This is a genomic window from Kitasatospora nipponensis, assembly GCF_039528135.1.
Classification (GTDB): Bacteria; Actinomycetota; Actinomycetes; order Streptomycetales; family Streptomycetaceae; genus Kitasatospora; species Kitasatospora nipponensis.
Genome location: NZ_BAAALF010000002.1, coordinates 21,668 through 33,287, shown reverse-complemented (window position 1 = coordinate 33,287; position 11,620 = coordinate 21,668). Strand labels below are relative to the sequence as shown.

The 11,620-nt window shown below is 76.0% G+C and carries 8 protein-coding genes, 1 tRNA gene and 1 pseudogene; 5 read left to right on the top strand and 5 right to left on the bottom strand.

Going from position 1 to position 11,620, the window contains the following annotated elements; all coding sequences use genetic code 11:
* Positions 1-85 precede the first annotated feature (85 nt).
* The gene (locus ABD323_RS00915) at positions 86-874 is read right to left on the bottom strand and encodes a trypsin-like serine peptidase (protein ID WP_344437812.1); all 789 of its coding nucleotides are present in this window, start codon (positions 872-874) and stop codon (positions 86-88) included.
* A 98-nt stretch (positions 875-972) separates the two neighbouring features.
* Positions 973-1,827 carry a trypsin-like serine peptidase gene (locus ABD323_RS00910; protein WP_344437810.1) on the bottom strand — a complete coding sequence of 285 codons (855 nt, stop codon included), beginning with the start codon at positions 1,825-1,827 and terminating at the stop codon, positions 973-975.
* A 234-nt stretch (positions 1,828-2,061) separates the two neighbouring features.
* On the opposite strand from ABD323_RS00910, the gene ABD323_RS00905 reads away from it, so the two are divergent.
* Both ABD323_RS00905 and ABD323_RS00900 read left to right on the top strand, forming a co-directional pair.
* A tRNA-Ile gene (locus ABD323_RS00905) sits at positions 2,062-2,135 on the top strand.
* A 176-nt stretch (positions 2,136-2,311) separates the two neighbouring features.
* Positions 2,312-2,617, top strand: coding sequence for a hypothetical protein (locus ABD323_RS00900; protein WP_344437808.1), 306 nt, complete (start codon positions 2,312-2,314; stop codon positions 2,615-2,617).
* A gap of 57 nt (positions 2,618-2,674) precedes the next feature.
* On the opposite strand, the gene ABD323_RS00895 is transcribed toward ABD323_RS00900, so the two are convergent.
* Both ABD323_RS00895 and ABD323_RS00890 read right to left on the bottom strand, forming a co-directional pair.
* Complete coding sequence (locus ABD323_RS00895; protein ID WP_344437806.1) at positions 2,675-4,255, bottom strand: LCP family protein; 1,581 nt, start codon at positions 4,253-4,255, stop codon at positions 2,675-2,677.
* A 777-nt stretch (positions 4,256-5,032) separates the two neighbouring features.
* A pseudogene (locus tag ABD323_RS00890) lies at positions 5,033-6,475 on the bottom strand (FtsW/RodA/SpoVE family cell cycle protein); the annotation flags it as partial.
* A 178-nt stretch (positions 6,476-6,653) separates the two neighbouring features.
* Between ABD323_RS00890 and ABD323_RS00885 the strand changes: the two are divergent.
* Both ABD323_RS00885 and ABD323_RS00880 read left to right on the top strand, forming a co-directional pair.
* The gene (locus ABD323_RS00885; protein ID WP_344437802.1) at positions 6,654-7,040 is read left to right on the top strand and encodes an ArsR/SmtB family transcription factor; all 387 of its coding nucleotides are present in this window, start codon (positions 6,654-6,656) and stop codon (positions 7,038-7,040) included.
* A complete protein-coding gene (locus ABD323_RS00880) occupies positions 7,033-9,759 on the top strand; it encodes an HAD-IC family P-type ATPase (RefSeq protein WP_344437800.1) in 2,727 nt (908 codons plus the stop codon). The genes ABD323_RS00885 and ABD323_RS00880 overlap by 8 nt, the downstream gene beginning before the upstream one ends.
* Here ABD323_RS00880 and ABD323_RS00875 read toward each other — a convergent pair.
* Entirely contained in the window at positions 9,749-10,219 is a 471-nt protein-coding gene (locus ABD323_RS00875; protein ID WP_344437798.1) for a MarR family winged helix-turn-helix transcriptional regulator, read from the bottom strand. The two genes, ABD323_RS00880 and ABD323_RS00875, sit on opposite strands and share 11 nt — an antisense overlap.
* 116 nt (positions 10,220-10,335) lie before the next feature.
* Between ABD323_RS00875 and ABD323_RS00870 the strand changes: the two genes are divergently transcribed.
* A complete protein-coding gene (locus ABD323_RS00870; protein WP_344437796.1) occupies positions 10,336-11,361 on the top strand; it encodes an NADP-dependent oxidoreductase in 1,026 nt (341 codons plus the stop codon).
* Positions 11,362-11,620 lie beyond the last annotated feature (259 nt).

The following is an 11,620-nucleotide window of genomic DNA, read 5'->3' as shown; positions in this document are numbered from 1 at the left end:
CCAATTGGGGGAGCCACCCACCGAACGCCCTCCGGTCCGCCGGGGGGCGTTCGGCGTTCCCGGGCGGGGCCGGCCCGACGGGGCGTCAGGCGGTGGCCTGGGCGTAGAGCGCCGCCACCCGGTCGTCGAAGCTCACGCTGTACGAGGTGTCCGGGGTGTCGCCGCCGGCCTGGTAGCCGCCGATCACCCCGACCAGGGTGCCCAGTCCGGTGGCCGGGTCGATCCCGGTCAGCCAGGGGCTGCCGCTGGTGCCGTCCGAGAAGCCGCCGCAGTCGAAGCGCTGCTGGGTCGAGCTCTGTGCCGTGGTGCGGGTGCTGCAGGTGATCGGCTCGTCGTGGTCGAAGGGGTAGCCGGTGACCGTCACCGGCAGGCCGAAGCCGCGGTTGACGCCCAGGGCGTTGCCGCCGCCGACCACGTCCTCCAGGTGCCGGCCCCCGGTGTCCCGCACGGTGACGAAGGCGACGTCGTACTCCGGGTCCCCGTCCTCGCGCCAGCGCTGGTCCACGGTGATCCGGTCCACCACCCAGCCGCCGCCCGGTGCGTTGCCGTCCCGGAAGCCGGGCTCGAAGGCGAGGTCGGCGACCGGGCCGATGCCGGTGCGGTAGACGCAGTGCGCGGCGGTGGCGAGCAGGTCGCCCCCCGGGCTGTGCACCACGCTGGCGGTGCAGGACCGGGCGTCGCCCTGGTCGGGCAGCAGCAGCACCCCCACCCGGGCGGCCAGCGGGCCCTCGGAGGCGAGGGTGGCGGTCAGCAGCGGGCCGCCGCGCGGGCCGGTGGGCTGCGACTGGCAGCCGGTCGCCAGCACCGCGAGGACCGACAGCGCCGTGGCGATCGCCGGTTTGACCACGCCGCGCCGCAGCCCCCGCCCGGCCATCGCCCGCCGCCTCTCGCCGTGTGCCGGGGCGTGCCGCGCCGGACGTCGGTCAAGATCTATCAGGCGTGGCCGGTCCGACGCCAGGTTCCCGGGTCCTCTCAGCCGGTGGCGCGGTCGAAGAGCGCCTGCACCCCGCTGCCGAAGTAACTGCTGTACGAGGTGTCCGGAGTGTTCCCGCCCTCCTGGTAGCCGCCGATCACCCCGACCACCGTGCCGGTGCGGGTGGCCGGGTCGAAGTCGGTCACCCAGGGGCTGCCGCTGGTGCCACCGGTGTAGTCGGGGCAGTCGATCCGCAGCTGGGTGTCGCTCTGCCGGGCGGTGCGGTTCACACAGGTGATCGGCTCGTCCCCGCTGCTCGGGTACCCGGTCACCCGCACCGGCAGCTGGTAACCCTGGTCGGTGGCCAGCCGGTTGGCGCCGAGCACCTGCTGCACCTGGCGGCCGTTCTGCGGCTGGACGATCGCGAAGGCGACGTCCAGGTCCGGGTTCCCGTGGTCCGCCCAGCTCTGGTCCACCGTGATCGCGGCCAGCGGCCAGACGCCGCTGGGGCTCTCGCCGGCGCGGTAGCCCGGCACGAAGACCAGGTCGTCGCGCTGGCCCACCCCCGGGTCGTACACGCAGTGGGCGGCGGTGATGATCAGGTTCTGTCCGGCGCTGTCCACCACGCTGGCGGTGCAGAAGTGGTCGCCGCCGGTGCCGTTGGTGAACAGTGCGCCGACCAGGCCGGCGGGCGTCCCGGGGGAGGCCGTCCTGGTGGTGCCGCGGTGCTTGTCGAAGGCGTTCAGGAAGCGCTGGCGGTCCCAGCCGCCGGCGCCGGGCGAGGCGCCGCTCGCGCTGGGGGAGGGGGTCAGCCACAGGGCGCCGGTCGGCTGCTTCGCCGAGCCGCAGCCGCTCGACGGGAGCGCGATCACCAGCGCGGCGGCCACGCCGAGCGCCACCCTTCGCACCGTCATGCGCCTCCCTCCGCCGCCCGTTGGTCCAGGCAAGCTTCACCCGGGCGGGAGGGGCCTGCCACCGGGCCGCAGCACGGCCGAGCGGCTCGCCGGGGCCCGGGGAGCGCACTCGTGGCGCGCCCCCCGGCGCGCACCTCGGCTGATCGACCGGATATGCTGCCCGAGGCGGCCCTGCGGGGCCGTCTGTGCTGCGACGGACGGCCACGGTGGTGGCCAGGGCCGGCGCGGTGAGTCGGGGCGGTAGCTCAGCCGGTTAGAGCAGGGGACTCATAATCCCTGGGTCGTGGGTTCGAGTCCCACCCGCCCTACCTACGCATTGCGGGTCTCACCAGGGAGAACCCTAGGGCACCGGGACCTTTTCGACGGTCCGACAGGCCGAGTTTCACCCGTCCGGGAGAGCGCCGTCGGGGCAGGGTTGACAGCCGGCACGACACGCTCGGCCATGGTGCGTGTGCAGACCGCCACGCTGTGTGATCGTTCCGCCATGCGACGTACAACGACTCTTGCCGCCCTGTTCGCCACCGCCGCCCTGCTCGGTCTGGCCGCGCCGCCCGCCCAGGCCGCCACCGGCGAGGTGGTGGTCTTCTCGACCGAACTCCAGCCGCTCGACGTCTACCGGGACCCGGTCGGGTGCGTGAAGCTCCCGCTCGCCGCCCACGTGCTGGACAACCAGACCGACCGGCCGGTCCAGGTCTTCGCCGACCCCTTCTGCCTGGGCCCCGCCCTGACCGTGCAGCCCGGCTTCGGCAGCCACGTGCCGCCGGGCAGCGGCAGCTTCCGCGCGGGCTGACGGTCGGCCACCCGGCGGGCGTCGCCGGGCCGCCCGCCGGGCCGGGGACACCGGCCGTCAGGTGAGCCCGGCGCAGGGATCGGTGTCGGCGGGGCGGGCGTTCTGGGCGATGCCGGTGGGCGGTCCGGTGGGTGAGGCGCTCGCGGGGGCCGTGGCGGGGGCCGTGGGGGAGGCGGCCCTGGCATAGTCGGTGCCGAGGGTGACGGTCAGCGGGGTGTCCGCGGTGGCGGCGGCGTGCAGCTGGGCGCCGGGGAAGGCCTGCGCCAGCCGTTCGGCGTCCGCCTGGCGCCCGGGCGGGTAGTCGACGGTGGTGACGGCGTGTTCGGTGCCGCCGGTGCCCGCCTCGACCTCCTGGTAGTAGCGGGCCCGCAGGTCGCGTTCGGCCAGCGGGACCAGACCGGCCGTGCCGGGGCCCGCGCCGTCCAGCACGGTGACCGGGACGGCGAGGCCGGCGGTCGGGTCGGCGGCCGGGTCGGCGGCGCCCGGGCCGGCGGAATCCGGCGCGGTGGGCGTCGGCGCGGTGCCGGTGGGTGCGGCGGTGGGTGAGGCACCGGCCGGGTCGGTGAGCCGGCCGTCCAGCGTGCGGTCCTGGCGCAGCAGTTGCCACAGCGTGTCGGCGTCCGGGTGGACCAGCGCCACCCGGTCCCCGGCGAAGCGCCAGGGCGCGGTGACGAAGGTGATGTCGGGGAGCCTGATGGAACGCAGCGACTGCGCGAAGGTGACCAGCCGCATCGGCGTGCCCAGGCCCGGGTCGACGGTCAGCGACCGGGTGGCCGCGTCGGCCAGCGGCAGCAGGGTGGTGAGGTCGAACCCCTGGTCCTGGATCCGGCGGGCGAGTGCGGCCAGGAAGGCCTGCTGGCGCTTGATGCGACCGATGTCGGAGCCGTCGCCGATGCCGTGGCGGGCGCGCACGTAGTCCAGCGCCTGCCGGCCCGCCACCGTCTGGCGGCCCTTGCGCAGGTGGATCCCGTACTCGTTGACGTCGTTCGGCACGCAGACCTCGACGCCGCCGACCGCGCTGGACATCGTCGCCAGGCCCTGGAAGTCGATCACCACCGTGTGGTCGACCCGCAGTCCGGTCAGCGCCTCCACGGTGTTCTGGCTGCAGGCGGGATTGCCCTGCGGGGAGCCGCCGACCGCGAAGGCCGAGTTGAACATCTGGCCGTGCTGCGGGGCGGTCCACCCGCCGCTCGGCAGCCGGCACGGCGGGATGTCCACCAGCGCGTCGCGCGGGACCCAGACGCCGACGGCGTGCCGGTGGTCGCCGTAGACGTGCAGCAGGATCGCGGTGTCGGAGCTGCCCGGGCCGACCGGGCCGCCGCCGAGGTCCTCGTTTCCACCCGTGCGGGTGTCGGAGCCGAGCAGCAGCACGTTGACGGGACTGCCGCCCTGGGCGTCGGTCGGGCCGGCCGGCGGGCGGCCGGCCGCGACGCCGCCGCCGTCGAAGACCTTGAGGTTGCCCAGCAGGTGGACGTAGAACCAGGCGCCGGCGCCGGCGGTGGCCAGCAGCAGGGCGGTGGCCGTCAGCAGGGCGACCCTGACGGCGCGCCGGCGGCGGGCGGGCCCGGGCCGGGCCCGGTCGGCGCCGGGTGGGCGGTCCGATCGGCGCCGGCCGGACTGGTCCTGGGGGTCGTTCATCTGGGTCTCCGCGCGGTCGCCGACGGGCCGGGGGCGGGGTCGGACCACCCGCCGGGGCGGGGCGCCGGGCGGGCGGGGGCTGTCCGGTTTGCCCAGTTGCGCAATCTAGCAACCATGGGGGGTCGGACAAAGCCCGCCGCCGCCAACCGGGTGGGTGGCGGCGGCGAGTGGGTGGCGCGGCGCGGGCGGGGAGCGGTGCGGCCGCGGCGGCGTCAGAGCGCGCCGCCGCCGCCGTTCGGTCCGGCGCCGTAGGGGTGGCCGGGGGTCGGCGGGGTCCCGTACGGCGCGGGCGGGGCCTGCGGCGGCTCGTAGCCGGTGCCCGGGCCGGGCGGGGTCGGGTAGAGCGGGCCGCCGACCGGGTGGGCCTGGTAGGGCTGCGGGTCGTAGGGCGAGCCGCCGGTGGCGGGCCGCGCGTCGTACGGGGAGCCGTAGGACCCGTCGTAGGACTGCTGCTCCGGGTAGCCGGCCTGCCCGGGGATCTCCTGTGCCGGGGTCGGCAGGGGGGTCGCCACCGGCGTGGCCAGCGGGGTCGCCGGGGGCCTGGACCTTGGCGGGGGCGGGCGGCGGGGCCGCCCCCGGCGTCGCCAGCGGTGTCGCCGACGGCGTGGGCGGCGGGGTCGAGCCGTCGGCTCCCGCCCCGCCCGAGCCGGCGCGAGCACCGCTCGCGCTGCCGTGCGTGGTCGCCGCACCGTAGGCGGGCGTGGGTGGCGGCGTGCCGGGCGCGGCGCCCTCGCCGCCGGGGCGGCCCTCGCCCTCGGTGCCGCCCGCGCCGCCCGCGCCGCCCGCCGCCGGTGCGGCGGCCTGGATCGGGGCGATCGAGCCGGAGGGCTCCGGCTCGGGTTCCAGCTGGGTGCGGCCGGCGGCGTCGCTCAGCTTGATCAGCAGCGCGGTGAGCAGCCAGTTCGCCACCGTGGAGGACCCGCCCGCGGCCAGGAACGGCAGCGCCTTGCCGGTCAGCGGGATCAGCCCGCTCACGCCGCCGACCACCACGAAGACCTGCAGCGCCACCGCGGCCGACAGGCCGGTGGCCAGCAGCTTGCCGAACGGGTCGGTCAGCGTCAGCGCGGTCTTCAGGCCGCGCTGGATGAAGAGCACGTAGACCATCAGGACGGCGGTCACCCCAGCCAGGCCGAGCTCCTCGCCGACGGTGGTGAAGATGAAGTCGCTGCGCCCGGCGAAGCCGATCAGCCAGGGCCGGCCCTCGCCCAGCCCGGTGCCCATGATGTGGCCGGTGCCGAAGCTGAACAGCGCCTGCGCGGGCTGGTCGGAGATCAGCGCCTTGTCGTGGACCGGCTTGTAGATGTCCAGCGGGTGCAGCCAGGCCTCCACGCGGCCGTGCACGTGCGGCTCCAGGGTGCCCACGCCGACGGCTCCGCCGACCGCCATCAGCAGGCCGAGCACCACCCAGCTGGTCCGCTCGGTGGCCACGTAGAGCATCACGATGAAGATGCCGAAGAAGATCAGCGAGGTGCCCAGGTCGCGCTCGAAGATCAGCACCAGCAGGCTGATCACCCAGATCGCCAGCACCGGTCCGGCGTTGCGCCCGCGCGGCAGGCTCAGGCCCAGCACCTTGCGGCCCACCAGGGCCAGCGCGTCGCGGCTGACCATCAGGTAGCCGGCGAAGAAGACGGTGATGGCGAGCTTGACGAACTCGTCCGGCTCCAGCGAGATGCCGGGCAGCCGGATCCAGCGCTTGGCGCCGAAGGTGTCGCCGGGGAAGAAGGCCGGCGCGGCCAGCAGCACCAGCGCGCCCACCATCAGGATGTAGACGTAGCGCTGGAAGAAGCGGTGGTGCTTGACCAGCGCGATCAGCCCGATCGCCACCCCGACCGCGATGAAGATCCACATCACCTGGGAGGGCGCGGCGGGCAGCTTCTGGTAGTCGCCCTTGGCCGCGTGCACGATCTTGTACGACTGGTCGAGCCGGTTCAGCAGCGCCAGGCCCAGCCCGGTGAGCAGCACCGCGCACGGCAGGATCAGCGGGTCCGCGTACCGGGCGAAGCGGCGCACCGCGAGGTGGGCGACGCCGGCGAGCGCGCTGAAGGAGACCCCGTAGACCAGCAGGCCCGGGGGCATCGTGCCGTTCATCGCCAGATCGGCGTCGACGTAGGCGAAGAGCGAGACCAGCAGGGCGAACGCCAGCAGGGCGAGCTCCAGGTTGCGTCGCCGGTCGGCTCCGCGTCGTCCCTCGGCCCGGTCGGCTCCTCGCGCGGCCCGCAGGCTGCCTATCACTCGAACTCCCCACCGGCACGGCACTCTGGACCGCCGAATTCTCGCACGTCCTGCCCGTTGTCCGGGTCACCGGCCTGTCACAGGGGGGCCTGCCGGATCCCCTTCGCGCCGGGGGGAGCCGCGGTTAGACTGTGCCCCCGCAGTGACCATGGAGAGGGCGATCAGGATGACGGGCTGGACCAGGCTCGACGACCCGTCCCCGCAGCTCCTCCAGCAGGCGGCGGCCTCCTTCGGGCTGCTCGCCTCCACCATGCGCCTGCACATCGTCTGGGTGCTCAGCCAGGGCGAGGCCGACGTCGGCACGCTGGCCGAGCGGGTCGGCGGCACGCTGCAGGCGGTCAGCCAGCACCTGGCCAAGCTCAAGATGGCGGGCATGGTCTCCAACCGCCGCGAGGGCCGGCGCCAGGTCTACGGCGTGGACGACCCGCAGGTGGCGACCCTGGTCCGGCTGATGGTCGAGAAGCTCGACCCCGCGGTGAGCGCGTCGGTGGGAGCACCGGTGGGCGCGTCGGCGGGCGGCGAGGTGCACCGGCTGCGGAGCAGCGGTGCCTGAGGACGGGGTGCGCCTGCTGCCCCTCCCCGGTCCCGCGGCCGATGGGCCGCAGACGTGGCCCGAGGCCGCGCAGGCCGCCCCCGCCCCGCCCGAGCGGCTCAGCCGGCTGCAGGCGCTGCGCGCGGTGCAGGCCTCCCCGCGCGGGCTGACCGAGGACGAGGCGGAGCGCCGGCTCGCCGTGCACGGCGAGAACACCGTGCTGCCGCCGCCGGGTCCCGGCCGGCCGCGCCGCGTGCTGGCCACCCTGGCCGACCCCTTCGCCGCCCTGCTGGCGGGCCTGGCCGTCATCTGCGCGGCCATCGGCTCCTGGGGCAGCGCGGTGATACTGGGCGTCCTGGTGCTGACCGCCTGCGCGCTGCGGTACCTGGGCGAGCGGCGCTCGGCCAGGGCGCTGCGGGCGCTGCGCGCGCTGCTGCCCGGCACCGCGACCGTGCGCCGGCGGGCCTCGGCGGGGGAGCGGGCGCTGTCCCGGGAGGTGCCGGCCGACCAGCTGGTGCCCGGTGACGTGGTCGAACTCGCCGGCGGCGACGCCGTCCCGGCCGATGTGCGGCTGCTGTGGGCCGAGGGGCTCACGGTGGACCAGTCGGCGCTCACCGGACGGAGCGAGCCGGTCGAGCGCGCGGCCCCCGACCTGGCGCCCCCCGTGGCGGGCGAGGGCCCGTTCGAGGCGCCGCAGCTCTGCTTCGCCGGCAGCCGGGTGGCCGCCGGCCGGGCCACCGCCGTGGTGCTGGCCACCGGTGCGGCGACCCGCTTCGGCGCCGCCCACCGCCCGTCCGCAGCCCCTCGCGGCGCCGCCCGCTCGGCGGTGGAGCGCGGGGTGCGCCGGGCGGTCTGGACGATGATCCTCTTCATGCTCGTGGCGGTGCCGCTGACGGTCGGCGCGGACACCCTGCTGCACGGCTGGAGCCGTGACCTGCTGCCGTTCGCGGTGGCCGCGGCGGTCGGGCTGACCCCGGAGCTGCTGCCGCTGGTGCTCAGCGCGGTGCAGGCCCGCGGCAGCCGGGAGCTGGCCGGGCGGGGCCTGCTGGTGCGCCGGCTGCCCGCGGTCGGCGAGCTGGGCGCGCTGGAGGTGCTCTGCGTCGACAAGACCGGCACGCTGACCACCGGCCGGCTCGAGGTGGCCGGCTCGCTGGACCCGGCGGGCCGGCCGGACCCGCAGCCGCTGCGCTGGGCGGCGGTGGCCGGCGAGGCGGCCCTGCTGCACGCCGATCCGGGCCTGCTGGAGAGCGCCGACGAGGCCCTGCTGGTGGCCGCCGACGCCGCCGGACTGCTGGAGGGGCCGCCCGCGCCGGTGCTGGAGGTGCTGCCGTTCGACCCGGTGCGCCGCCGCTCGGGCGTCCTGCTGCGCGAGCACGGCCGGCAGGTCCTGCTGGTCAAGGGGGCGCCGGAGACGGTGCTGGCCCGCTGCACCGAGGCGGTGGCGGACGGCGGCGTGCGCCCGCTGCACGCGGCGGCCCGCGCGGAGCTGACCGAGCTGGTGGCGGCCCGCGCCGGGCGGGGGCTGCCGCTGCTCGCGGTGGCCGGGGCCGCGTCGGCGCCCGCGCTGGGCGGCCCGCGTCCCGGCGACGAGGACGGACTGACGCTGCTGGGCTTCGTCGAGCTGCGCGACGAGGCGGCCGAGTCGGCCGCCGGGGCGCTGGCCGAGCTGGCCCGCCAGGGGGTGGCGGTCACCGTGCTGACCGGCGACCACCCGAGCACCGCGCTGCGCCTGCGCGAGGCGCTGGCGCTGCCCGCCGGCCCGGTGCTGCTGGGCGACGAGCTGGCCGCGCTGAGCGGGCCCGAGCGGGCCGAGGCGGCCGGCGCGGGCGCGCTCTTCGCCCGCTGCACCCCCGCGCAGAAGGCCCGGGTGGTGCGGGCGCTGCGGGCGGGCGGACGCAGCGTGGGCTTCCTGGGCGACGGGGTCAACGACATCCCCGCGCTGCGCGCCGCCGACGTGGGGATCAGCGCGGGCGGGGCGGTCGGCGCGGCCCGCGCGTGGGCCGAGGTGGTGATCGAGGGCCCGGACCTGGCGGCGGTCGGCCGGGCCGTGGTGGCCGGCCGGGTGGCGGTCGCCCGGGTGGCGGCCTACCTGCGGATCGCGCTCTCCTGCAACCTCGGCAACGCGCTCTCGATGCTGGTGGGCGGGGTGCTGCTGCCGTTCCTGCCGATGCAGCCGGCCCAGGTGCTGCTGCAGAACCTCTGCTTCGACGCGGCGCAGCTCTCCTTCGCGCTGAGCGGCCCGCAGCCGCGGCCGGGCCGGCGTCCGGTGCGGCTGCGCTGGGGCGCGCTGGCGCTCTTCGCCGCCGGCTTCGGGCTGCTCAACTCGGTCGGTGACCTGGCGATGTTCGCGGCGATGCGCGAGGTGACCCGGGGCTTCTCGGTGCCGGACGCCGAGCAGATGTTCCACACCGCCTGGTTCACCGAGAACCTGCTCACCCAGGCGCTGGCGCTGCCGGCGCTGTACGGGCTGGGTGGCGTCCGGGCGCGGGCGCCCAGGACGCTCTGGTGGTCGGCGGGGGCGCTCGCGCTGGTCGGGCTGCTGCTGCCGCCCTCCGCGCTGGGGGAGGCGCTGGGCTTCGAGGGGCTGCCGGCGGCCGCGTACGGCGCGCTGGCGCTGGTGGCGTTCGGCTACGCGGCGCTGCTGCGGGGCGCCCGCGCGCTGTGGCTCCGGCGGGGCGGCGGCCCGGGGGAGGGGCCGGTGGCGGGCACGGCCCCGGGGACCGGCACGGTCAGGGCGTAGCGCCTTCGAGCATCCGGCGCAGCAGGTCGCGCAGGTCCCGGCGCTCGGCCGGGTCGAGGGCGGCCAGCGGCTCGCGGGCGAAGTTGAGCGACTCGCGCAGCTCCTCGGAGGCCACCTGGCCGGCCTCGGTGGCCGCGACCAGCTTCACCCGCCGGTCCTGCGGGTCGGCCTGGCGGGTGACGAAGCCGCGCACCTCGAGCCGGTCGACGATGCCGGTGATGTTGGAGGGCTCACAGCTCAGCGTCTGCGCGATGTGCCGCATCGGCATCGGCCCGCGCCGCAGCAGCGCCAGCACCTTGGCCTGGGCGCCGGTCAGCGAGCGGGCGGCGGCGGCCTCCTCGTACTCCCGGTGGAAGAGCGCGACCAGGCCTGCCATCAGGTCCACGACCTCACGGGTGAGGTCGTCGGCCGGGGCGGTGACCGCGGGCGCGTCCGGGGCGGTGGCAGGCTGGTTCGACATGACGTGAGTCTACCTGAATATTTGACAAGGTGAACCTTTCATGCCCATGGTTGCTTTACCGCCTCAACCTTTCAGGTGGATCAGCGAGCGTGGAACAGAGAGCAGGGAGCGCACCGATGGCAGAGCAGTCCGTACCCGTCACCGCCCGCGAGTGGCACCTCAAGGCCCGGCCGGACGGCTGGCCGGTCCCCGGTGACTTCGCGCTCGTGGACGCGCCGGTGGCCCGGCCGGAGCCGGGTCAGCTGCTGGTGCGCAACGCCTTCCTCTCGGTCGACCCGTACATGCGCGGCCGGATGAACGACGTGAAGTCGTACGTGCCGCCGTTCCGGCTCGACGCGGTGATGGACGGCGGCGCCGTGGGCTACGTGGTGGCCTCGGAGGCCGAGGGGTTCGAGGTCGGCGACGCGGTGCTGCACGGCCTGGGCTGGCGCGAGTACGCGACCCTGCCCGCCGCCCACGCGGTGAAGGTCGACCCGGCGCTCGCGCCGCTCTCCGCCTACCTGGGCGTGCTGGGCATGCCGGGCCTGACCGCGTACGCCGGGCTGGTGGCGGTGGCCGGGATCAAGGAGGGCGACAGCGTCTTCGTCTCCGGCGCGGCCGGCGCGGTCGGCTCGCTGGTCGGCCAGATCGCCCGCCTCAAGGGCGCCTCCCGGGTGGTGGGTTCGGCCGGCTCGGCGGCCAAGGTGGCGGCGCTGGTGGACGAGTTCGGCTTCGACGCCGCCTTCGACTACAAGGCCGGACCGGTCCGCGAGCAGCTCGCCGAGGCCGCCCCCGAGGGCATCGACGTCTACTTCGACAACGTCGGCGGCGAGCACCTGGAGGCCGCGATCGGCGCGCTGAACGTGCACGGCCGCGCGGTGCTCTGCGGCGCCATCGCCCAGTACAACGACACCTCCGCGCCGGCCGGTCCGCGCAACCTGGCGCTGGCCATCGGCAAGCGGCTGCGCCTGGAGGGCATGCTGGTCAGCGACCACGCCGCGCTCAAGCCGCAGTTCGTGGCGGAGGTGGCCGGCTGGCTGAAGGACGGCAGCCTGCGCTCCGAGGAGACCGTGGTGGACGGGGTGGAGCACGCCGTGGACGCCTTCCTGGGCCTGCTGCGCGGTGAGAACACCGGCAAGATGGTGGTCAGGCTCGCCTCCTGACGCATCGTCAGGGATCGCTCTCCCGTCCGCGCCCCGGTCGGCCGTCAAGGCCCGCCGGGGCGCGCGACGTTCCCCCGCGCGACCCCCGTGCGGCGTGTTGCGGCCCGTTCCGACGGAGCGTCAGACGCCGTCCGGCCGGGCGCGATAGCGTGGCCGCGCCGCCGTGGCACTGCCGGATGGGGCCGTTCGGGGGAGAGATCCCGATCAGGGGTAGACCTCCCTGCGGAACTGACTACCATGGTTGAAGCCTGTCCGTTTT

Bases quoted from the DNA above. Each gene is read 5' to 3' on its own strand.
- ABD323_RS00915 (WP_344437812.1), bottom strand. From the start codon at position 874: ATGGCCGGGCGGGGGCTGCGGCGCGGCGTGGTCAAACCGGCGATCGCC.
- ABD323_RS00910 (WP_344437810.1), bottom strand. From the start codon at position 1,827: ATGACGGTGCGAAGGGTGGCGCTCGGCGTGGCCGCCGCGCTGGTGATC.
- ABD323_RS00900 (WP_344437808.1), top strand. From the start codon at position 2,312: ATGCGACGTACAACGACTCTTGCCGCCCTGTTCGCCACCGCCGCCCTG.
- ABD323_RS00895 (WP_344437806.1), bottom strand. From the start codon at position 4,255: ATGAACGACCCCCAGGACCAGTCCGGCCGGCGCCGATCGGACCGCCCA.
- ABD323_RS00885 (WP_344437802.1), top strand. From the start codon at position 6,654: ATGACGGGCTGGACCAGGCTCGACGACCCGTCCCCGCAGCTCCTCCAG.
- ABD323_RS00875 (WP_344437798.1), bottom strand. From the start codon at position 10,219: ATGTCGAACCAGCCTGCCACCGCCCCGGACGCGCCCGCGGTCACCGCC.
- ABD323_RS00870 (WP_344437796.1), top strand. From the start codon at position 10,336: ATGGCAGAGCAGTCCGTACCCGTCACCGCCCGCGAGTGGCACCTCAAG.